Annotated in this window: 16 protein-coding genes; 7 read left to right on the top strand and 9 right to left on the bottom strand. The window is 60.5% G+C overall.

What is annotated here, in order from left to right; genetic code table 11:
• Window positions 1–66: 66 nt before the first annotated feature.
• From glgB to GSQ93_RS11285, 5 genes are all read right to left on the bottom strand, one after another.
• Window positions 67–2,283 (bottom strand): 1,4-alpha-glucan branching protein GlgB, encoded by a 2,217-nt coding sequence (glgB, locus tag GSQ93_RS11305; protein ID WP_158935735.1) that lies wholly within the window; start codon window positions 2,281–2,283, stop codon window positions 67–69.
• Window positions 2,276–5,665 (bottom strand): maltose alpha-D-glucosyltransferase, encoded by a 3,390-nt coding sequence (treS, locus tag GSQ93_RS11300; protein WP_174254605.1) that lies wholly within the window; start codon window positions 5,663–5,665, stop codon window positions 2,276–2,278. Before treS ends, glgB begins: the two co-directional genes overlap by 8 nt.
• 100 nt (window positions 5,666–5,765) lie before the next feature.
• Window positions 5,766–9,161, bottom strand: coding sequence for a maltotransferase domain-containing protein (locus tag GSQ93_RS11295; RefSeq protein ID WP_158935734.1), 3,396 nt, complete (start codon window positions 9,159–9,161; stop codon window positions 5,766–5,768).
• 414 nt (window positions 9,162–9,575) lie between these two features.
• Window positions 9,576–11,237, bottom strand: a complete 1,662-nt coding sequence (glgA, locus tag GSQ93_RS11290) for a glycogen synthase GlgA (RefSeq protein WP_158935733.1) — start codon at window positions 11,235–11,237, stop codon at window positions 9,576–9,578.
• Window positions 11,238–11,643: 406 nt separating this feature from the next.
• On the bottom strand, window positions 11,644–12,300 hold the full coding sequence (locus GSQ93_RS11285) for a DUF1345 domain-containing protein (RefSeq protein WP_158935732.1): 657 nt from the start codon (window positions 12,298–12,300) through the stop codon (window positions 11,644–11,646).
• Between the two features lie 291 nt (window positions 12,301–12,591).
• On the opposite strand from GSQ93_RS11285, the gene GSQ93_RS11280 reads away from it, so the two are divergent.
• From GSQ93_RS11280 to GSQ93_RS11260, 5 genes are all read left to right on the top strand, one after another.
• On the top strand, window positions 12,592–13,146 hold the full coding sequence (locus GSQ93_RS11280; protein ID WP_158935731.1) for a sugar dehydrogenase complex small subunit: 555 nt from the start codon (window positions 12,592–12,594) through the stop codon (window positions 13,144–13,146).
• Between the two features lie 101 nt (window positions 13,147–13,247).
• Window positions 13,248–14,849: a GMC family oxidoreductase gene (locus GSQ93_RS11275; protein ID WP_158935730.1), complete on the top strand. Its 1,602-nt coding sequence runs from the start codon at window positions 13,248–13,250 to the stop codon at window positions 14,847–14,849.
• 23 nt (window positions 14,850–14,872) lie between these two features.
• Window positions 14,873–16,246 carry a cytochrome c gene (locus GSQ93_RS11270; protein ID WP_158935729.1) on the top strand — a complete coding sequence of 458 codons (1,374 nt, stop codon included), beginning with the start codon at window positions 14,873–14,875 and terminating at the stop codon, window positions 16,244–16,246.
• A gap of 154 nt (window positions 16,247–16,400) precedes the next feature.
• The gene (locus GSQ93_RS11265; protein ID WP_158935728.1) at window positions 16,401–17,138 is read left to right on the top strand and encodes a metallophosphoesterase; all 738 of its coding nucleotides are present in this window, start codon (window positions 16,401–16,403) and stop codon (window positions 17,136–17,138) included.
• 71 nt (window positions 17,139–17,209) lie between these two features.
• Window positions 17,210–18,526: a DNA topoisomerase IB gene (locus GSQ93_RS11260; RefSeq protein WP_254073840.1), complete on the top strand. Its 1,317-nt coding sequence runs from the start codon at window positions 17,210–17,212 to the stop codon at window positions 18,524–18,526.
• Between the two features lie 27 nt (window positions 18,527–18,553).
• On the opposite strand, the gene GSQ93_RS11255 is transcribed toward GSQ93_RS11260, so the two are convergent.
• The 3 genes from GSQ93_RS11255 to GSQ93_RS11245 form a co-directional block, all read right to left on the bottom strand.
• Window positions 18,554–19,273: an RES family NAD+ phosphorylase gene (locus GSQ93_RS11255; RefSeq protein WP_158935739.1), complete on the bottom strand. Its 720-nt coding sequence runs from the start codon at window positions 19,271–19,273 to the stop codon at window positions 18,554–18,556.
• Window positions 19,274–19,287: 14 nt separating this feature from the next.
• Complete coding sequence (locus tag GSQ93_RS11250; protein ID WP_158935727.1) at window positions 19,288–19,710, bottom strand: MbcA/ParS/Xre antitoxin family protein; 423 nt, start codon at window positions 19,708–19,710, stop codon at window positions 19,288–19,290.
• Window positions 19,711–19,894: 184 nt separating this feature from the next.
• Window positions 19,895–20,167, bottom strand: a complete 273-nt coding sequence (locus tag GSQ93_RS11245; protein WP_158935726.1) for a DUF2866 domain-containing protein — start codon at window positions 20,165–20,167, stop codon at window positions 19,895–19,897.
• Window positions 20,168–20,378: 211 nt separating this feature from the next.
• Between GSQ93_RS11245 and GSQ93_RS11240 the strand changes: the two genes are divergently transcribed.
• Both GSQ93_RS11240 and GSQ93_RS11235 read left to right on the top strand, forming a co-directional pair.
• Window positions 20,379–20,600, top strand: coding sequence for a hypothetical protein (locus GSQ93_RS11240; RefSeq protein WP_158935725.1), 222 nt, complete (start codon window positions 20,379–20,381; stop codon window positions 20,598–20,600).
• Window positions 20,601–20,619: 19 nt separating this feature from the next.
• A complete protein-coding gene (locus tag GSQ93_RS11235) occupies window positions 20,620–20,982 on the top strand; it encodes a hypothetical protein (protein ID WP_158935724.1) in 363 nt (120 codons plus the stop codon).
• Between the two features lie 24 nt (window positions 20,983–21,006).
• On the opposite strand, the gene GSQ93_RS11230 is transcribed toward GSQ93_RS11235, so the two are convergent.
• Window positions 21,007–21,795 carry an SDR family NAD(P)-dependent oxidoreductase gene (locus tag GSQ93_RS11230; RefSeq protein ID WP_158935723.1) on the bottom strand — a complete coding sequence of 263 codons (789 nt, stop codon included), beginning with the start codon at window positions 21,793–21,795 and terminating at the stop codon, window positions 21,007–21,009.
• Window positions 21,796–21,920: the final 125 nt, after the last annotated feature.

The following is a 21,920-nucleotide window of genomic DNA, read 5'->3' as shown; positions in this document are numbered from 1 at the left end:
ACCACCCGCCCCCACCATCACCCGCCCCACCAAACCCCAAAATCAAGTGCGAACGAACCCCCCGGCCTAATCGGCCCTAAGAACGATGGTCGCCAACGGCGGTAAAGTCAAAGCAGCAGACCATTCCCGCCCATGACTCGAAACATTCTCGGCGTGAATCACGCCCCCATTCCCCATATTCGATCCGCCATACACCGACGCATCCGAATTCACAATTTCACTCCACTTCCCACCTCTCGGCAACCCGACCCGAAACCCCAGCCGCGGCACCGGCGTCATATTCGATATCACCACGCACTCTCGCCCCTCACCATCCGTACGCCGGAACGCAAACACACTATTGGCCGCGTCATCGCCGATCAACCAGTCAAACCCGTGAGGATCACTATCAAGCTTGTAAAGCGCCGGCTCCTCTCCATACACCCGGTTCAAATCGCGAACAAGCTTCTGCAAGCCACCATGAAACGCATCGTCAAGCAAATGCCAGTGCGGCGATGCATCGTGATTAAACTCGCCAAACTGACCAAACTCACCACCCATGAATAACAACTTCTTGCCCGGATGCGTCCACATAAATCCCAGATAAGCACGCAGATTCGCAAACTTCTGCCAGTGATCCCCCGGCATCTTCCCAATCAACGATCCCTTGCCATGAACCACCTCATCATGTGAAAGCGGCAACACAAATCGCTCGGAATACGCATACACCATCCCGAACGTAAACATATTGTGGTGGTACTTCCGATTGACCGGATCCTCTTCCATGTAGTGCAACGTGTCATGCATCCAGCCCATGTTCCACTTGAAATCGAAACCAAGCCCACCGTGCTCAAGCGATGCCGTGACACCCGGCCATGCTGTCGACTCCTCAGCAATCGTAATCGCCCCAGGAATCTGACGGACTTCGTGGTTAAGGCGCTTGAGAAAAGCGATCGACTCCAGATTTTCACGGCCGCCATACATGTTCGGCACCCACTCGCCCGCCTTGCGCGAATAGTCCCGATACAACATGGAAGCCACCGCGTCCACGCGCAATCCATCGACGTGATAACGCTTCAACCAAGCCAGCCCCGACGCCACGAGGAACGCGCTAACCTCGTTACGGCCGAGGTTGTAGATCATCGTGTTCCAGTCCTGGTGGTAACCCTCTCGCGGGTCCGAATGCTCGTAAAGCGGCGTGCCGTCGAACTCGATCAAGCCATGAGCGTCGTTCGGGAAATGCGCCGGAACCCAGTCGAGAATGATGCCCAGCTCCGCCTCATGCGCGCGATTCACGAACTCGGCAAATTGCTGAGGCGTCCCAAACCGCGCCGACGGCGCAAATTGCCCCAACGGCTGATAGCCCCACGAGCCGCCAAACGGATGCTCCGCAATCGGCATGAACTCCAGATGCGTGAATCCCATGCTCTTCGCGTACGGAATCAGGCGCTCGGCAAGCTCATGCCAGTTCAAACCACGATTGCCTTCCTCCGGCACCCGCAGCCACGATTCCGCATGCACCTCGTACACGGAGATCGGCGCATGCATGGTCTGCCGCGGTCCGCGTGAGTTCATCCACTCGCTATCGGTCCACGCGTATCCATCGATAGCCTCAGCATCCGCCACCACCGACGCCGTCGCTGGCGGCAACTCGCTCTGCATCGCGCACGGATCGGCCTTCAGCGGCAACGCGTGGCCTTCTCGCGTGACAATCTCATACTTGTAGCGCGTGCCCGCACCGAGTCCCGGCACGAACAGTTCCCAGACGCCGGCGCTGTGGCGCAGGCGCATGGGATGCCGGCGGCCGTCCCACGAGTTGAAGTCGCCGACCACCGAGACACGCCGCGCATTCGGTGCCCATACGGCAAAGCGCACACCGGCCACGTCGCCATGCACGACCGGCCGCGAGCCCAGGCACTCCATCACCGCATACGGGTCCCCGCCGGAGATGCGGTTCAACGCTTCATCGTTTAATACGGGGCCGAACGAATAGGTATCGGCGACTTCTTGCGGCGTGCCGTGCCAATCGATATTGAGCCGGTACGCCTGCATCTCATCGATAAACCCGATAAACAACCCCGCCGGATGAACCTGCGTCAGCGTGCCGAGCGGCTTGCTGCTGTCGCGCTCGAGCACCTGCACGCCGGTTGCGCCGGGCAACAGCACCCGAACCACGGGACCGGCATCTGTCTGATGCAGCCCGAGCTTCGAAAACGGATCGGGATGGCGAGCTTCGACCAGCGCGTCGATATCGAGCGGATGCAGACCTTCGGTCAGCAGCCTGTCGTCTGTGCGCTTATTCATGTTCGTTTCCATCAGAGGTGTCCTTGAGTGCGGCGTCCACGGGTCGCGAGCCGGGGGCGGGCGGTGCGCCCGTATCGCCAAGCAGGCGGCTCGCCAGCGACGCGAGGCCACGCAACGGCAAGCCGATCCAGGTCGGACGGTTCGCCGCTTCATAGCGGATTTCGTAGGCGGCCTTCTCGATCAGGAAAAGATCGAGCAGGGCGGCAAATGTGGCTTCATCGCCGGCAACGGGTTGCGGTGAAGCGGCCACCGCCGCTTGATATTCAAGCAGGAACGCTTCCTCGCCATGACCGCGCAGGCGCTCGAACAACGCGCGCTTACGATCGGCCGTTGCCTGCGGTGCGTTTCCGGTCGTCGGCTGCGCGGCAGCGCTGGCATAGGACAAGGAACGCAATAAGCCGGCCACGTCCCGCAATGGGCTCGATTTCTTGCGTCGTTCTTCCAGTGGACGTGCCGGTTCACCCTCGAAGTCGATCAGGAAAGCGTCGCCTTGCGCCATCAGCACCTGCCCGAGGTGGAAGTCGCCGTGGATACGGATGCGCAATGCAGTGGCGTCTTCCGGCACGAGCTTTTGCACTGCCGCGAGTAGCAAGTCGCGGCGATCGAGCAGGCTTTGCGCCATCGCCCGGTCATGCTCGCTGAATTCCAGTAATTTGGCCGCCAGGATGTCGAGCGCCGTCACGAGCAGCGTGTGCGTGCCGTCGTTCCAGCCGCGCACGTCCTTCTTCGACGCCTTTTCGGGCGCAAAAGCCGGGTCGTCGGAAGGTTGCGCGAGCGCGACATGCAGTTCGCCCAGCCGCTGCCCGATGATCCCCGTGACCTTTCTGTAGCCTTCGATACCCAGCATTTCCTTCTCGCGGTCCATCGAATGGTCGTCGGTATCCACTGCCAGCGCGAGTTCATCGACGGTGCGGCGCAGGTAATCGAGCGCGTAGTTCCATGCATCGCCCTGGTTATCGATAAACCCTTGCAAGATGCACAGCGTATGCGGCACGCCTTCCGGGTCCACACGCACGACTTCTCCGAACAACGGCCCCGTGTTCTGATAACCGAGCTTCGTCAGATGCCGGCTCATTTCGGCTTCCGGATGAATCCCGCCAACCAGGCGACGCACCAGTTTCAGCACGATCTGATCGCCGATCACAAGGGAGCTGTTGCTCTGCTCCGCCGCCAGCCAGCGAATTTCCGGCGGCGGTTCCCCCGGTCTGAAATTGGCCGCGAGTGCGTCGAGGCGTTCGGTCGGAATAAAGCGGATCTCGCTCTTCTGCACGGTGGGAACGACCGCCCGCTGCAGGAGTTTCTTCAGCACGCCATAGGTGAAGTTTGGAACAGCAAAGGCGTCGGTGATATGGCCAATATTACGCACCTGGCGCACTCGCGCGAGCGCGAGCTGCATATAAAGCGGCGAGGTAGTCTCAGTGCCCCACGCAATCGTGAGCGGCAGCACGTAGCGTTCGACGTGATCGCCGAGATCGGCTTCGATCTCCGTGAACGCGAAACCTGCTTCCGGAATGGTCGTCAACGCAGCGAGACGCACGCCGAGCAGCTTCTTGTCCTTCGATGCAAACCAGCGCCGCTTGCTCAAATAAGACGGCAGCACTTCGGATTCAAGCAAGCGTACGTTTTCCGGTGTCGGACCGGTCTGGCCGGCGCGGATCACCATCGTCACGAATTCGGGCAATTGCTCGGACGGCGCCTGGCTCCATGCCGGACGCTGATTGCCCGGGCACAACTGGAACCACAGGAAACCGTACGGCGGGAAAGTCAGCAAATACGTGAGCTGACCGATCGGCGGAAACGCGGAATCCGCCGTCATTTCGAGCGGCACCGAACCGGCGTACTCGGACAAATCGAGTTCCACGGCCTGCGGCGCGCGCGACAGATTCGCCACGCACAGGATCGGCGGTTCGCCTTCAACCTCACGCAGATACGCAAGGATCTTGCGGTTGTTCGGACGCAGGAAACGGATCGTGCCCCGGCCGAATGCCTGTTTCCCGCGACGCACCGTCAGCATCTTGCGGGTCCAGTTGAGCAGCGAGTGCGGGTCGCGGCTCTGCGATTCCACGTTTACAGCGTCATACCCGTAGAGCGCGCCCATGACGGGCGGCAGCACGAGTTGCTCCGGATCGGCGCGCGAGAATCCGCCATTTCTATCCGATGACCATTGCATCGGCGTACGCACGCCGTCACGGTCGCCCAGGTGAATGTTGTCGCCCATGCCGAGTTCATCGCCGTAATAGATCACGGGCGTACCGGGCATGGAAAGCAGCAGCGAATTGATCAGCTCAATCCGCCGACGGTCGCGTTCCATCAGCGGCGCAAGACGTCGGCGAATGCCGAGATTCAGCCGTGCGCGCCGATCGCTCGCGTACGTGTTCCACAAATAATCGCGCTCGGAATCCGTGACCATTTCCAGCGTGAGTTCGTCGTGATTGCGCAGGAAAATGGCCCACTGGTTGGTCGGCGCGAGATCCGGCGTCTGGCGCATGATGTCCGTGATCGGGAAGCGGTCCTCGCTCGCAATCGACATATAGATGCGCGGCATCAGCGGGAAGTGGAAGGCCATGTGGCATTCGTCTTCGTCGCCGAAATACTCTTTCACGTCTTCCGGCCATTGGTTCGCTTCGGCCAGCAACATACGGTTCGGGTATTCCGCGTCGATCGTCGCGCGGATCTTCTTCAAGATCGCGTGCGTTTCCGGCAGATTTTCGTTGTTCGTGCCTTCGCGTTCAACCAGATAGGGCACGGCGTCCAGCCGCAAACCGTCGATGCCCATATCGAGCCAGAAGCGCATCACCTGAAGCACTTCCTTCAGCACGGCGGGGTTATCGAAGTTCAGGTCCGGCTGGTGGTTAAAGAAGCGGTGCCAGTAATACTGGCCGGCGACCGGATCATGCGTCCAGTTGGACGGCTCCGAATCGATAAAAATAATCCGCGTGTCTTCGTACTTCTTGTCGGTATCCGACCAGACGTAGTAGTTGCGATGATTCGAGCCCGGCTTCGCGAGGCGAGCGCGCTGGAACCACGGGTGCTGGTCGGACGTGTGATTAATGACGAGTTCAGTGATCACGCGAATGCCGCGCGCGTGCGCTTCTTGAATGAACCGCTTCACGTCGGCGAGCGTGCCGTAATCGGGGTGCACGTTGCGATAATCGGCGATGTCGTAACCGTCGTCGCGCCGTGGTGACGGATAGAACGGCAGCAGCCAGATCGTATCGACGCCGAGTTCGGAGATGTAGTCGAGCTTCGCGAGCAGGCCGGGGAAATCGCCGATGCCGTCGTTGTTCGCATCGAAGAAGGACTTGATGTGGATCTGATAAATGATCGCGTCTTTGTACCAGAGCGGATCGTTGCTGAGAGTCGAGTTCTTGTTACGCTTCACGTGTCGCTCCTTGAGCCGCGACGGTGTTTTGTCCCGGCTGTATGAGTTGTTCTGTGCCACGTCGGCGAGTGCCGTCGTGATGATGACTGTCAGGTGACGCTCAGAGGGGTGTTGGTGCCCGCGGCAATCCCCAGGTCGGCGCGATTCTCCATATCGCAAACGGCCGCGTGTTTGGATCGAGGCGGATATGCTGCTTTTTGCCGCGCCATTCGAACCGCTCGCCTGTCATCTGGTCCTCCACGGCCAGCGCGTCCCATTCCTGCACGCCCCAATTATTCAACGTCTGCCACGGCAGTTCCACGTCCGCGCCTTGTTCGTTGAACGGATCAAGATTGATCGCGACCAGCACGATGTTGTCGCGTGCTGCATTCGCTTTCTCGAAGAACAGGATGTTGTCGTTGTGAGCGGGAAGGAAGCTGACGCCGAGATGCGAATGCAGCGCCGGATTCGCCTTCCTGATCCGGTTCAGCGCGGTGATTTCTCCAACAATATTCCCCGGCCGGTTCCAGTCCCATGCCCGGATCTGATACTTCTCGGAGTCGAGATATTCCTCGCTGTTCGGCAGCGCGGCAGCTTCGCAGAGTTCGAAGCCGCTATACACGCCCCACAGCCCGGATAACGTCGCGGCGAGCGCGGCGCGGATCACGAAACCGGCGCGGCCCGCGCGTTGCAGGAAGCGCGGGTTGATATCGGGCGTATTGACGAAGAAGTTCGGGCGGAAATAATCCTTCGCGTCCGTCTGCGTCAGATCATGCATGTATTCGAGGAAATCGCGCTTCGACTCGCGCCACGTGAAGTACGTGTACGACTGCGAAAAACCGAGCTTGGCGAGGCGGTTCATCACGCGCGGACGCGTGAACGCTTCGGCCAGGAACATGACATCGGGATGACGCGAACGTACATCGCCAATCACCCATTCCCAGAACGGCATGGGTTTGGTGTGCGGATTATCGACGCGGAAAATCTTCACGCCTGCCGCGATCCAGAACAGGAAAACGTCGCGCAATGAAAGCCAGAGTTCCGGCTTTGCGTCCTGCGCGTAGAAGTCAGGATTCACGATGTCCTGATACTTCTTCGGCGGATTTTCCGCATAACGCAACGTGCCGTCCGGGCGCCATGCAAACCATGTGGGATGCTCCTTTAGCCACGGATGATCCGGTGCGCATTGCACGGCGAAATCGAGTGCGATCTCCAGACCGTGGGCACGCGCCGCTTCCAGCATCTGCTTGAAGTCGTCCAGGTTGCCGAGTTCCGGATGCACGGCGTCGTGGCCGCCTTCCTTGCCGCCGATCGCGTAGGGGCTGCCCACGTCGCCGGGTAGCGCGGTGAGCGTATTGTTCTTGCCCTTGCGGTTCGCCACGCCAATGGGGTTGATCGGCGGGAAGTACAGCACGTCGAAACCCATCTCGCGAATGCGCGGCATTTTGCCGATCACATCGACGAACGTGCCGTGGCGATTTTCGTCGTCGCTCATGGAGCGCGGGAAGATCTCGTACCAGCTTGCAAAGCGCGCGGCGGCGCGTTCGGCGTCGATGCGATATGTCACAGGATCACGCGACAGGAACGGCCGGTGCCGCGCCGCCTCAATCGCCTGCGCGGTTTCCGGCGCGAGCGCCAACGTGAGGCGCGTGTCGGCGTCGGCTTTGGCGAAATGCTTGACGATCCCTTCCAGCGGTTCCGTCTGCGCGCCTTCGGTGGTTTTCACCTCGGCCAGGATCAGCGCGAATAAATGCCGCAATTCCTCCAGTTCAAGTTCAACTGTCTGGCCGGCCTTCAGCTTCTTCTGCATGTGATCGATCAGCGAAGCGAAGTCGTCACGCCACGCGATCACGGTGAATTCATGACGGCCCAGGCGATCGATTGGAATGTGCGTGATCCACAGGTCGTTGCCGAGCGGCAGGACCGGGACCATGGGCGCTTCGTGCCAGTCGGTTTCATCGGCGGCGCGCCATTGCACGGCAGCCGCGATCTTGTCGTGGCCTTCCGCGAAAATCGCCGCCGTGACTTCAACCGCTTCGCCCACGATCCGCTTCGCCGGAAAGCGGCCGTGATCGACCGATGGCGTCACGCTTTCGATCGCCACCCGCGGCGCCACTAACGCTTCGTTCACGGACTTCTTGTCGGCCGCCTTGGCACCGCGCTTGACCTGCGGCTGTGCCAGCAAGATGGGCGGCTCGGCCGCGCCGCGCAGCAGGCGCACTTCGCCGGGCTGCAACAGGAAAGGCGCGAGCGGCAGCGGCGTTTCCGTCGTGTCCTCGTCGATTGCCCGAAACCGCGTGAAGTTGCCCGGTGCGCCGTCCAGCAGATGGCGCGTATCGACATAAACCGGCGTGGTGAGATCCGGATTCAGCACAATCAACGCCGCTTCGGCCGCGACCCGCAGGTCCGGGCCGCTGCCACGCAGAATGGCTGCGTAGGGCGTGCCTGCGCCCGTCAGCGCGCGCAGTTCACCCGTGCTCGCCAGCGCCGCCGAGTTGCGTTGCAACGCGTTGGCGTGGGCCACTTCCGCCGATACATTAAAACGCGCCCCTTCCCGGGCGCGACGGAATTCTTCCGCGCTGCCGTGGTTGTAAGTGAGCGGCTGAGTGACGCCGTATTCGAAGCCCATAGGCACGAGCAGGCCCGTGCCTATGCCTGCCGCTGTGTACAACGCGCGCCGGTAGGCTCGCTCCACCAGCGACGAGTCGCCGGTGTCAGGCAGATCGTGCAGCAGGCGTGAGCCGTAAGGCTCTTCCGGAAACGCAATGGGCGGCGCGATGCGAAACAGCGCGGCGTGTTCGTCGAAGAGCCAGTTGCCCTGATAGTCCCACCATCGCGACGATGAAAACACCGAGTCGAAACCGGCGTCGGCGAGCGCGGCGAGGTCCTGACGGCTGATGCCGACGGTCCATGCAAGCCATTTCGTTTGCGGATGACGTTCACGAACAGCCGCGCCGAGCCTGCGCCATACGTGCGCCGGCACCTTGTGCGGCGCCTCGAAGCGAAAGCCGCCAATGCCGGCATCGGCCAGCAGCATCAACTCGCGCGCCCACCATTCGGTGAGCGCCTGGGCTGCTTCGCCATCGCCGAAATTTGCATGCGCAACGCTTTCTTCATGCGGCGCGTGACGCGGGTCGAGCCGGGCTTCAGCCGCTTCAAACGGATGAAACCAGTGGCGGTTGTCCTGGAACAAACCGCCTTCGGCGCTGACCTGGTCGAGCGTGATATCGACCAGCAAGGTCAGGCCGTGCTTGGTCGCCTGGCTTGCAAGCACGCGCAGGCCTTCGCTCGCGGGCGCGTCGGATTCGAATACGGAGTGAAGCTTGTGATGGTCGGCCACGGCCTGTCTGTGGCCGCTGCTGCCCGGCTGGAACGGTGCGCCGATCAGGACGTGATCGAAGCCCAGCGCGGCGGCATGCTCGAATTGTGCGGACCACTCAGGTAATGGTCCGACGAGAAGCGGGTCGATGAAATAAATTCTTGGCGCATACGCTTGAAGCATGTGATGGTGTTCCATCGGTCGTCTTTTCCAGTTCGTCCTGCTATGGCGTGGATGCGGGAAAACGCGATCGCGCTCAACCAGGCAATAAACCAAACCGCAAGAACGGCTACGGCAGACGAGCCTCAGACAGTCTTCAAAGCACCAATTCCGGGGTGACGAGTGCGGTGCGTATCGACCATGGACGACAGACGTCAAGTCATCAGGCGATACGCCGTTCGGTGCGGCGCCAGGGTCGCTTGAGGGATACAGCACGTAGCGTGCCGCGCCTCTCTCACGTTTCCTGACGTATGTCGGAGCCTGAGCGTAGCCAATGGTTCGCGACCAGCATGCGGGTTCAGTCAGACGACATGCGTTCGCCGCGCACCGCAATCAATGCACGGCGAACGGCCAACCCTGTAACCGTACCATCGAAAAGGGGTGCGTGGAACGTCAGGCGCTGCGTGCGACGAATTGCGCCAATTGTGCCTGTTGCGCTTCCCGACGATCTGCCTCGGCCACCGAAATGACCGGGACCGCCCGAACCGTGACCGGCACGCGACGTGTGCGCAACGGTGCTTTGGCAGGACGCGCGTCGGTGAGACCCGCGTATAGCTGGACATATTTCGCTACCGCCTGGTTCCATCCGTAGTCGCGTGCCATCGCGTTGCGTTGAAGCGTGCGCCATTGTTGCGGACGCATGAAGGCGTCGATGGCGCGGGCCGCGGCGGCGATCACATCCTGGACACGGTCGCCGTCGAACAGGAAACCGGTCGCCGGGCGCGAGGACATTGCGCCCTCGAAGCCGCCTAGGGGAGATGCCTGGAAACCCGTCTGATGCCCCGCCGTGTCAGCTGCTTCGGCCGCATCCACGATCGTGTCCGCCAGGCCGCCCACGCGCGATGCCACGGGCAACGTGCCATAACGCATGGCGTAGATCTGCGTGAGGCCGCAGGGCTCGAAGCGGCTGCCATGCAGCAGGATGTCAGCACCGGCATGCAGCGCATGCGCGCGGCGCTCGTCGTAACCTATATAGACACCCACGCGATCCGGCCAGGTCTGCGCCAGCCGCTGGAACGCGGCTTCTATATGCGCTTCACCTTTGCCGAGCACCGCAATCTGCAGACGCGGATACTGTTCCAGCAGCGCGGGAATGGCTTCCACGGCGACATCGGCCATTTTTTGCGATGTCATCCGGCTGCCGAGCGCGAGCACCGGCGCGAAGGGATCGGTGGGAAGGCCGAACATCTGCTGCAATTCGCGCTTGCAGGCGTGCTTGCCGCGCATATCGTCGAAACAATAATGGCGAGCGATTTGCGGATCGGTCTTGGGGTCCCAGGTATCGACATCAATACCGTTAATGATCCCCGACAGCTTGCCCGCGCAACTTTGCAGCACGCCTTCCATCAGGTGGCCGAAGCGCGGCGTGAGGATTTCGCGGGCATACGTTTCGCTGACGGTAGCAACGTGGTCGGCATGGACAATGCCGGCTTTCATCAGACTCAACGCACCATAAAATTCGATGCTTTTCGGTTCGGTCAACGCCGGCACGAGCCACTTGGCAGGCACGTTGAGCGCTGCACCAAGCGAGAGCGAATAGTTGCCCTGGAACGCCAGATTGTGGATCGTGAAAACGCTTTTTGCGTGCACGCCAGCTTGCTTCATCAAGAGCGGCGTGAGTCCTGAATGCCAGTCATGTGCGTGCACGATGTCCGGCTTCTTGAAGCCTCGAACGCCTTCCGCGATCTTCACCGCCGCCGCCGATAACGACGCGAAACGAATCGCGTTGTCTTCGTAGTCGCGTCCTTTCGCGTCTTGATAGAGCCCTTCTCGAGCATACAAATGATCCATGCGCAGCAGGATCACTGGCACGCCGGTATCGGGCATGCGGCCGCGATACAACGCGCCATCTCCGCCCGGGAGCCCCGTCACTGAAGCAACCTTCTGTAATCCCTCGACCATCTGCAGCGCGTTCGGATAGGCCGGAATGAGGATCGCGGCATCGACTCCGGCTTCACGCAATGCAACGGCATACGCGCTGACCATGTCACCCAGTCCGCCGGTTTTGGCTAGCGGTACAGCCTCGGAAGCGACAAGCAAGACGTTCAAGGACAAGGCTGACTCCTGGCGTTTGATGGATGAAAAGCGATGGGATGCGCTCGCGGCAGAAGAATCTGCGGCGCATGCGTCCGGTGCTTTTATCGGAGGGAAGAGGGATGCGGAATAGCTAGAGCAAGGCGTGTGCCATGTTCTTGAAATTCTGTTGAAACCGGGGGAAAGCGATAGGCTCTGATGCGCGTCGTGGGTCGACCTCATGCGGAACTGCAGAGCCGTGTAAAAAAGCACGCGCTGCCAGCGGCGTTTTTACACGGGGTGTTCGGGAATCGTTATACGAAAGACGGGCTTGCGGTGCGCTAGCCCGTTGTCAAAAATTGTCAGCCATCCCGACTAATTTATTCCATACGGAAATTACGCCCGAAGCCAACCATACGTGACGGCAATATTTGCTTCTCTGATCGTCTCAAGGTCCAAGCAAACTGGCTGCCGTGTTGACACATAAACCAATCACCGCAGCATTAAAGAAGAACGAAAGGACGGACTGGGCGAGCGCCGCCCGCCGGACTTCGTTGGAGCAGAGCACGACATCCGAAGTCTGCGACGCCACGGCGATCGTGAACGAGAAATAGAGGAAGTCCCAATAGTCCGGCTTGAGATGGGCATCGGGAAATTTCAGCGATGTCTCCTCGCCCGCTGACTGATAGTAGTGGCGCGCGTAGTGGAGCGTGAAGATGGTCGGGATGAGGAACCACGCCCCCAGCATGGTGAATGCTGTCAGCAGATAGTGGAGCAACGCGCCGTGCCCGCCGAGGTTCTTCGCAGCGGCCAGTTCGAAAACAATAGCGATAAGACTGGCGATGGCGGCCAGGCTGATGATCAGCAATACCATGCCTGCGTTTTCATCCTCGCGTTCAGCGAGCTTCTGCACTTTGTCCTGACGCGCAAGTCCCATCTGAATCCAGATAAGCGCGAGATACAGCCATACGGTACTGTCCCATCCGATGAGTCCGCGCACGATCGGTGTGAAGTCATGTGGAACCAAAAGCGCCACGATCACACCAACCACGAGGGCAATCACCGCCCGCGGGCGATAGCGAAGTACCTGGGGAACGAAATTCATTTTTTATAGTGGTCTGGTTATAGCGTTAAGCGGGTTCGGCGCGGTATCGTGCAAGCGATCGAAAGATGCCGGCGTGTCTTATGCTTCAAGTGCCGCGATTATTGCCCGTGCGCCTTTCAATTGCCAACGACCAAAGGGCTGGTTGTTATCCGCTTCATCGTGCATGCTTCGGCCGCGCGCAATGAGTCGCAATGAGTGCTCAAGGCAAGCCTTCAAAAAATTAGTCGGGGGATATCGACAGGTGCAATCGATCATCACCTCTTTGAACAACGCGAATTGGGACCTCACCACATGACACAACTCGACCACCCCATAACGCACGCACAGTCGGCCGCTCGCCGGCGTTTTGTTCTTGGCGCGTGTGCGTCAGCAGTCGCGCTCGCGTTCACTTCCGCGGGGTTCGGTTTCCCAACATTCTTCACCCAGGCTTTCGCCGATACCCCGCCTGCGGGTCTGGACGGCTTCCTGCTGCTCTCGCGCAAACTGACCGGCCGCACCGCCTTCGATCCTGCGCTGGCTCAGCGCGTGTATGACGCGCTGTCGAAGTCGGACAGCGAGTTTGCCGGCAACGTGAGCGCCCTGAATGTCTGGCTCGCGGCGCATGGCGGCGTGCCGTCGGATACGGTGACGCAGGCGCTCAAGGCTGACACGCCCAAGCTCGCCGGCACGGTCACCGCGATCATGCGGGCGTGGTATCTCGGTCTTGTCGGCGATGCCCCGCGCGTGAGCGTGGTCGCCTACGAACGCGCGCTGATGTTCGATCCCGTCAACGACGTGCTGACCATTCCATCGTATTGCCGCGACGTGCCGTTCTACTGGACGCAGAAGCCGCCCGGCGCGGCCTGAACACATCAAGAGAACAGCATCAAGCCGGCGCGCTGCCTGGCAAACAGCATTGACAGCGCGACCGAAGCAAATAAAAACCACCCCTCACAGGACAACAACAAATGGCAAATTCGAATTCGGCCGATGTCGTGGTCGTCGGATCGGGGGTTGCGGGCGGACTCGTCGCGCATCAGCTCGCGACCGCGGGCGCATCCGTAATCCTGCTCGAAGGCGGGCCGCGCATTCCGCGCTGGCAGATCGTCGAGAATTTTCGTAACTCGCCGGCGAAAGCCGATTTCGCTACACCGTATCCGTCGACGCTTTACGCGCCGCATCCCGAGTATTCGCCCGAGAACAACTACCTGATCCAGAAGGGCGAGTACCCGTACGCGTCGCAATACTTGCGGCTCGTAGGGGGGACGACCTGGCACTGGGCCGCTGCTGCATGGCGCTTGCTGCCTGCCGATTTCAAGCTGAAGACGCTGTATGGCGTAGGTCGTGACTGGCCGATCCCGTATGAGACCATTGAGCCGTGGTACTTCGCCGCCGAGGTACAGCTTGGCGTGTCGGGGCCGGGCAACAACGTTGATCTTGGCTCGCCGCGTTCCAAGCCCTACCCCATGGATATGCTGCCGCTGTCCTACATGGACCAGCGTTTCGCCGATGTCCTCAACGCACAGAATTATCACGTGGTGCCGGAGCCGGTCGCGCGCAACAGCCGCCCGTATGACGCCCGCCCGACTTGCTGCGGCAATAACAATTGCATGCCGATCTGCCCGATCGCCGCCATGTACAACGGCATCACGCATGCGGAGAAAGCCGAGCGCGCGGGTGCGAAGCTGATCGCGCAAGCGGTCGTCTACAAGATCGAGAGCGACGATAAAGGCCTGATCACCGCCGTCCATTACAAGGACCCGAACGGCAACAGCACGCGTGTCACGGGCAAGCTCTTCGTGCTCGCGGCTAACGGTATTGAAACGCCGAAGCTGATGTTGCAGTCGGTGTCCGACCGGTTCAAGAGCGGCATTGGCAACAGTTCGGATCAGGTCGGACGCAACCTGATGGATCACCCCGGCACCGGCGTGACCTTCCTCGCCAATGAACCGGTGTGGCCAGGACGCGGGCCGATGGAAATGACCTCCGTCGTGAATTTCCGTGACGGCGCTTTCCGCTCGGAATACTCGGCGAAGAAGCTGCATTTGTCGAATGGCGTACCCACCATGTCGGTCACGGCTGACTTGATCGCGAAGGGCATGACGGGGGCCGAGCTCGACCGGCAGATCCGCGACCGTGCCGCGCGCACGATGAACATCAACAGCTTCCATGAGCATCTGGCCGAGCCGCAGAACCGTGTGATTCCCTCGTCGGATCACAAGGATTCGCTTGGCATCCCGCAGCCCGAGATCTATTACTCGATCAACGACTACGTGAAGAAAAGCGCAGTGGACACCCGTGCGCAGTATGCGCGGATCGCGGAATTGTTCGGCGGCACGGAGATTACCTTCGACGATAAATTCGCTCCGAACAACCACATCATGGGGACGACCATCATGGGGGCGGACCCGAAGGATTCCGTCGTGGATTCCGAATGCCGCACGCACGACCACGCGAACCTCTTCATTGCCGGCAGCGCGGTAATGCCGACGGCGGCATCGGTGAATTGCACGCTGACGTTGTCCGCGTTGTCGCTGCGTCTCGCCGACAAGCTGAAGAAAGAACTTTGATAGCGCGCCGACGGAGATCCACGATGAAGAACCCCAAACCTCGCGACGCGAAACGCTGTAACACACTCGGCAAACGCCTGGGCGGCGCGCTCGCCGTTCTTGCGCTCGCCATCACGGGCGTGAGTTTTCACACGCTGATTCAGTCCGCGCACGCGCAGACCACCGCGACGGAGCCCATGGTCGTGCAGCGCGACACGCTGGCCGGCGCGGACCTGATCAAGCGCGGCGAATACCTTGCGCGCGCGGGCGATTGCGTGGCGTGCCACACCGCCGATAAAGGCCGTCCGTTCGCGGGCGGTCTGCCGATCAGCACGCCGTTCGGGACGATCTATACGCCCAATATCACGAGCGATCCGGATACCGGCATTGGCCGATGGAGCGACACCGACTTCCTCCGCGCAATGCATGAAGGCATTGGCAAGAGCGGTGAGCGCTTGTACCCGGCTTTCCCGTACGCCGAATATACGAAGGTCACCGACGCAGACGTCCTCGCGATCCGTGCCTATCTGAACACGCTTACGCCAATCCACTACACGCCGCCTCGCAACGCGCTGTCGTTTCCGTTCAACCAGCGCTGGCTGATGGTGTTCTGGAACATGTTCAATTTCAAGGAAGGCCGTTTTGTGCCCGACCCGCAGCAGAGCGCGGAATGGAATCGGGGCGCTTATCTGGTTGGCGGTCTCGCGCATTGCGAGGAATGCCATACGCCTAGAAATGTGATGCAGGGCCTGAAGACCAGCGAGCGTCTCAGCGGCGCCGAACTATCCGGCTGGCACGCGTTCAATGTCACGCCGGACAAGAACGCGGGCGTTGGCGGATGGACCGACGACGAGCTGACGCAATATCTCGCGACGGGCGTGGCACATGGCCGGGCGAATGCGGCTGGCCCGATGGCGGATGTCGTGCAGAACAGCACGCAGTACATGACGCCCGAGGATTTGCGTTCGATCGTGGTGTACCTGCGTTCGGTGCCGGCGCAGAGCGGTGGCGACATCCATCCGCGTGATTCCTTCGGTAAGCCAACTAATGCGGACGTCACGGCAATGCGCGGCACGGCGATCAGCGGCGTGAACGGTGCGCAATTGTTTATCGCCAACTGTGCGACGTGCCATAGCTGGACGGGCGAAGGACGGGGCGGCAGCGCGGCGGGGGCTTATCCGTCGCTGATTCATAACAGCGTGGTCGGGACATCAGCAGCTAACAATCTGACAATGGTCATGCTGCACGGCGTGAGTCGTCAGACGAAAGATGCCAACGTTTTTATGCCCGCGTTCGCGAATGAACTCAATGATGAACAGATTGCCGCGATCAGCAACTATGTGACAAAGACATTTGGCAATCCACAATCGACGACGTCCGCCGATCAGGTCGCCAAACTCCGTTCAACGCCGCAATAAATGCGCTGTCGTCCATCTGAGCGCGGCAATTATTGCCGCGCTCAGATGGACGTATTGCGCATTGGTATTGGCCGTTCCAGAATGTGGGCTGTTAATTGCTGGTAAGCGGGTTGGTGCGCGTAACCCTGTGTTTTGTAAGCTTAAAATTGCTGCTATGACTGCTTCTACTCATCCTGTCGTTTGCTGGCATCCGGCGAACAAAGTTGGTCGTGACCTTGTGGTCGGCGATCTGCATGGCTGCGTCGACGCCCTGCGTTATCTGCTCAGCGAAATTGGTTTCGACGGATCGCGTGATCGCCTGTTTTCCGTCGGCGATCTGGTCGATCGCGGCAGTGATTCGCTTGGCGGTATCGACCTGCTCGACAAACCCTGGTTCTACCCTGTGCTTGGCAATCACGAAGACGCGTTGTGCGCGGTCGCGGCGGGCAAGATGCAGCGCCATGTGTGGTATTCAATTGGCGGAGCGTGGGCGGCGAACCTGACCGACGATCAATTGCAGGGGATTGCCGCGAAGCTGGCGAGCGTTCCTTTGGTGCGAATTGTGGGTGACGGTCCGACGCGGTTCAACGTGCTGCATGCCGAGTTTTTTGGCAGCGACGCTGATCTGGAAGTCGCGTATTTTCCCGACGATGTCCGCCAGCAGATGCTGTGGGGACGCTCGCTTGCGCTGGGAACAGCGAAGGCTGCATGGCAGCGGGGGTTATCGCCGACCTATTGCGGGCACACGCCCATGAAGGCGATCAAGCAGATCGGGTCGCAGATTTTTATCGACACGGGTGCTTATACCGACGACGGGCGTCTCACGATTGTCGAGGCCGGCACGGAGCAGCGCTGGTCGGTCAAGCAGGGTTGGGCGAGTGCGGAAGGGGCAAAAGAGCTGGCATTACCGTAGGTTGATAGAGCCGTAGGTATGGGCTTTGCTTGAATCCCGGCTAATCGAGCGAGATCCAAGCGAGGCACGCAGTGACATCAACCCTGGACCCACAACCGCAGAGCGAGATCAAGGGCTGTCCGGAAGACCTGCCCCCAGGTTTGCGCTACGTCGATGACGCCCGCCCCGGCTACACGCGGGCGTGGAAAAACGGCGCCTTCGTCTACTTCAATACCCAGGGCAATCCCCTCTCTGACGACGCCGACATCAAGCGGATCAACGCACTCGCCATCCCGCCTGCTTATACCGACGTCTGGATTTGCCCCGACTCACGCGGGTATCTGCAAGCTACCGGCCGCGATGCCCGCGGCCGCAAGCAATATCGATATCACCCGCATTGGCGCGAAACCCGCGACGCAACCAAGTACGAACGGATGCTGGCGTTCAGCGCCGTACTACCAAAACTGCGTGCACGCGTCACCCGGGACCTCGAACTCGACGGCATGCCCCGCGACAAGGTCTTGGCCACAGTGGTCAGGCTCCTCGACACCACGCTGATTCGCGTAGGCAGCGAAGAATACGCGCGCGACAATAAATCGTATGGACTCACCACGCTGCGCAAGAAACACCTGAGCGTCAAATCGGGCACGCTGCGCTTCCAGTTCCGCGGCAAGAGCGGGATCGAACACGATGTCTCGGTGAGCGACCCGCGCATTGCCAGGATCATAAAACGCTGCATGGACCTGCCGGGCCACGACTTGTTCCAGTACCTCGATGCGAGCGGCGAACGCCACACGGTCAGTTCCTCCGATATCAACGACTACCTTCACGACATCACCGGCGCCGACTTTACTGCTAAGGACTACCGGACATGGGCCGGCAGCGTGTTCGCCCTGGCGGCGTTGCGCAAGCTTGCGTGGGAAACCGTGACCGAAGCGCGCAAGCATGTGGTCGGCACGATCAAGGAAGTATCGAAGATATTGCGCAACACACCGGCCGTGTGCCGCAAATGTTATGTCCATCCGGCGGTGATCGAAGCGTTCGAAGCCGGTGAGCTTGCCGATGAACTGCCGCCTTCCCGCCGATCCGGCCTGAAAACCGACGAAGCTGTGCTCGCTATTTTTCTGGAGAAAGACGCAAAGCGCCGCGCTCGCGAAGCAGCCCGAGGTCGCAAGAGTCAGGCGAATGGCGCGGATCCACGGCTCGCCCGGCTGCTCGCCAAGTCCAGTCAAAAGGCGAAAGCGGCTGCGCTAAAGAACTCGTCGAAAGACGTCAGGACGGAATCGCTGGCGATGGTGTCAAAACGCGCTGCATCGAAAAGCGCATCAAAAACCGCGTCGACGGCCGCACGTCCTGCGACCAAGAAGATCGCGCGCGTACGGTCGTCGACGGCGGTGGCTATCAGTTAGTTCGATCAGCGAGTTGAGACGTCCGGCTTAACCGACCTTGCTCATTTCGAAGACGTTGGTCACGGCCTCGCCATTCCACTCGTATTCCAGGTACGCGGCGTGATGGCAATCGCGCAGCAGGGTAGTGCGGAAAGCGGCGAGGCATTCGCCGCCGTGGTCCCGCACCGACGGATACGCGATCCCCGGTGCGCCCGCTTCCCGTGCAGCCCGTCCCATCGCTTGGCCCGCGACGTAACTGGATGGCGAAAGAATCGCGGGATCGAGCGCGGCTTGTTCCAGTCGACCCTTGCATAGATCGATGACATCGCCCTGCGCCAATACCGTGTAGAGCCGCATCTGCTGACGCAGCGGCGCTTGTTTCGTATCCGCGAGGAACAGCGCCGAGTGATAACGGGTCTCCTCAATCGCCGTGCGCCGGTCGCGTGCGCAATAAAACACGCCGTAGCTGCCATCGGAGAAACGGCTGCCGTTCGGGTTCAGATGGGTGAAGGCGGCCATGATCGGGCCGTAACCCGCGCCGAACTGGCGCTCGGCGAGCGGCACCAGATCCAGGTCGCCCACTTCCGTACGCAGGCGGTCATTGGTCATGGCCTCGAGCGCGTAAAGGGCATCGAAATCCTGGGGTGACGCAACCCGATCGAACAGGTTCACGGCGGGAAAACGCGTGGGAATCACCCGATAGGCTGGCGACCAGTTGAGGTCGGTGTGCGGCCACTCAGCATGCCAGTCGTTTTCGGCTTGCGGCAAATTGGATAGATCGCTCACGCCCAGCCGCCTCGCATCGCATCGAGATATTGGCGAACCGCCACAAGATCGCTCACGTTGCCCGCGAGCATGCGGTCGAGGGCACGCCGTCCGCCAAATGGTGGCGCGGTATTTGCGCGCTTGATCCAGCCATCGGCGGCTTCGGCTTGCGGCAACAGGATCTGAAGGGCCTTGTAAATGCCGAGAATCAGCGAGAGCCGCTCTAGCGTGTCGCGCCCGAGACGCGCCGTCTGCGGCGTGGCTTTCCACTTGAAGAACGTGGACCGCCCGGGCGAGCCGAGCAAAACAATCTGCTCATCGGCCGACAAGGTCCAGTCGCGCGCGATATTGAAAAACGCACGCAAGCCCGCTGCGGACATGTCCGCTATGGAAGGCTGTGGCGGCGGAATGGGGCGCGGGACGCGTTGAGCGCGTGGCATAGATAAGTCTCGTTAAGAACTTGATTCACATATTAGTCCATTTGTGGACTATATCAAGTTTTAACTATAACCCGGAGCCGCGTCGAACGCTGCGTCCGTCTTTATCCCGTTTTTATCCGCCTTTTCCGTTGCGCAGCGGCCAAAAGCGCCGCTGCTGGTGTTTAATTCGCACTCGGAAGCGTGGTCATTCCTGGACCGTTCCGTCCGAGTCCGTGGGACCGTAGCGCCGCCCCGAAACGTGGGCGCGCAATACTTCCGCAATCTCGGAGGTGGTGAACTCTGCCGGCACGACGCTCAACTGACTGCAGGGATCGCTTTTGCGCGCCCATTCGACCATTCGATATGGCTTGCCCCACGGCCTTTCCACGGCCTCGGAAAGCCGGCATTCGTGCAGCGGCAGGGCGTGATCGGTTTTCATCGTGGACTTGATGTTCTGAAACGATGCGCTGGCGGCCATGACGTGTCCTCGCGGTGAAAGCCTTGATTCAAAAGCCGCCATTGGTGACGGCGATAAAAGCTCGCGTTTGTAATGTGCCCTCAGACAATTAAGTGCAACTTAAAACCAGACGGGTTTACGTGCACACTGCTCATCGCCGCACGAATCCTTTTCGGTCGTGCGCCATTACTGTATATTCATACAGGTGAATGCTTATGCATGGACACGAAACATGAACAGTCATTCTTCTGCTGAAGCCGCTGCGCTCGTGCGATACGTGCAGGCTACGCGCGCGGTATCGGCTGCTTTTGACGCTACGCGCAGCGAACCGGAACTGAACGCGGACGGCTGCACGGTCGCGTTGGCGCTGCAACGGCTGGACAGCGCGTTGCTTGAACTCGACACATCGCAGCGCTCGCTGGACGCTATACTTTCGCGCGCTGGCGGACACTGAACACTCTGGAGCACTTGTTGTGAGATCTGCTTTATCCACATTTTCTTCGAACGTCGTGCTTGTGGTCCTGGCCGCATTCATGGGTTTGGGCTCGCTCGCAGCGGTCGCCGCTCAGCGGTACGTCGAAGTCTGGAATCCGCCCGAAGCGCAGATGCATAAATCGAAGGCCAAGCCGCGTGGGGTGCAGTCCGCGCAGGTAAAGAAGAAGCGCAAGAGCGGCCCGGCCGTCAAGCAAGTCGCCGATAAAACCAACCTCGCGCCCCCGGCGCTCACCTCTGCCCCGGCGAACCCGGGACACGCAAAAACGGCGCCCAAAGGCACGGACTCAACACCGCGCCTGCCGCCGCTCATCGGGCCGGACGGACGTGTATTGCGCGTGTGATTGCGCTTGCGCGGCGCCCATCGCCTAAAAAGCAGACCGCACAACGCCGCCGTCCACTCGCAGCGCAGCGCCATTTGTAGCCGACGACGCTTCCGAGCACACATACACCACCATATTTGCTACTTCCTCCGTCGTGGCAAATCGCTTGAGCAGCGAACTCGGTCGTTCGGTTTCGAAGAAGCCTTTCTCGAACTCCGCGAACGACTTGTTGCCCATGCCCTTCGCGGCCATTTCGTCGAGACCATCGGAATGCGTCGGACCGGGTAATACCGCGTTCACCGTTACGCCCGTGCCTGCACAATGTTCGGCAAGGCCACGGGACAATCCCAGTTGCGCCGTTTTCGTCACGCCGTAATGAATCATTTCGACGGGAATCTGAATGCCGCTCTCGCTGCTGATGAACACCACACGGCCCCAGTTCTTCGCTTTCATCTTCGGCAGATAGGCGCGCGCCAAGCGTACGCCGGACATCACGTTGGTATCGAAGAAACGCAGCCATTCGTCGTCCGGAATTTCCTCGAACGGCTTTGGATCGAAGATACCCAGGTTGTTCACCAGAATGTCGACGGCCGGATAGCGCGTAACCAGCGCATCGATCTGGCTGGCGTCGGAGAGATCACCGGCGAAACCTTCCGCGTTCGCGCCGGACACTTGGGCACGTAGTTTTGCCAGGGCTTCATCTACGGATGTTTGCTTGCGCCCGTTCACGATCACGCGCGCGCCTTCACGCGCCAGTCCGGTGGCAATGGCGAGGCCAATGCCCTTCGTCGATCCCGAGACGAGTGCGAGTTTCCCTTCCAAGTGGAGGTCCATGAAATGTGTACTCCTTGATTGGCGGATATTGATGAGCTGCCAGCGGCTAATGAAAATCGGCCAAGTAAAACGGCCAATTGAAAACCGCCCGCCATGAGGGATGCTCTCCTTCTGGCGGGCGATAA

Source organism: Burkholderia sp. S171 (assembly GCF_009766085.1).
GTDB lineage: Bacteria > Pseudomonadota > Gammaproteobacteria > Burkholderiales > Burkholderiaceae > Caballeronia.
This window is presented reverse-complemented; position numbering and strand designations above follow the sequence as displayed.

What these genes read in the sequence shown, in the direction of transcription:
- glgB (WP_158935735.1), bottom strand. Translation starts at nt 2,283, where the DNA reads ATGAATAAGCGCACAGACGACAGGCTGCTGACCGAAGGTCTGCATCCG.
- GSQ93_RS11295 (WP_158935734.1), bottom strand. Translation starts at nt 9,161, where the DNA reads ATGGAACACCATCACATGCTTCAAGCGTATGCGCCAAGAATTTATTTC.
- GSQ93_RS11285 (WP_158935732.1), bottom strand. Translation starts at nt 12,300, where the DNA reads ATGAATTTCGTTCCCCAGGTACTTCGCTATCGCCCGCGGGCGGTGATT.
- GSQ93_RS11280 (WP_158935731.1), top strand. Translation starts at nt 12,592, where the DNA reads ATGACACAACTCGACCACCCCATAACGCACGCACAGTCGGCCGCTCGC.
- GSQ93_RS11275 (WP_158935730.1), top strand. Translation starts at nt 13,248, where the DNA reads ATGGCAAATTCGAATTCGGCCGATGTCGTGGTCGTCGGATCGGGGGTT.
- GSQ93_RS11270 (WP_158935729.1), top strand. Translation starts at nt 14,873, where the DNA reads ATGAAGAACCCCAAACCTCGCGACGCGAAACGCTGTAACACACTCGGC.
- GSQ93_RS11265 (WP_158935728.1), top strand. Translation starts at nt 16,401, where the DNA reads ATGACTGCTTCTACTCATCCTGTCGTTTGCTGGCATCCGGCGAACAAA.
- GSQ93_RS11250 (WP_158935727.1), bottom strand. Translation starts at nt 19,710, where the DNA reads ATGCCACGCGCTCAACGCGTCCCGCGCCCCATTCCGCCGCCACAGCCT.
- GSQ93_RS11245 (WP_158935726.1), bottom strand. Translation starts at nt 20,167, where the DNA reads ATGGCCGCCAGCGCATCGTTTCAGAACATCAAGTCCACGATGAAAACC.
- GSQ93_RS11240 (WP_158935725.1), top strand. Translation starts at nt 20,379, where the DNA reads ATGAACAGTCATTCTTCTGCTGAAGCCGCTGCGCTCGTGCGATACGTG.
- GSQ93_RS11230 (WP_158935723.1), bottom strand. Translation starts at nt 21,795, where the DNA reads ATGGACCTCCACTTGGAAGGGAAACTCGCACTCGTCTCGGGATCGACG.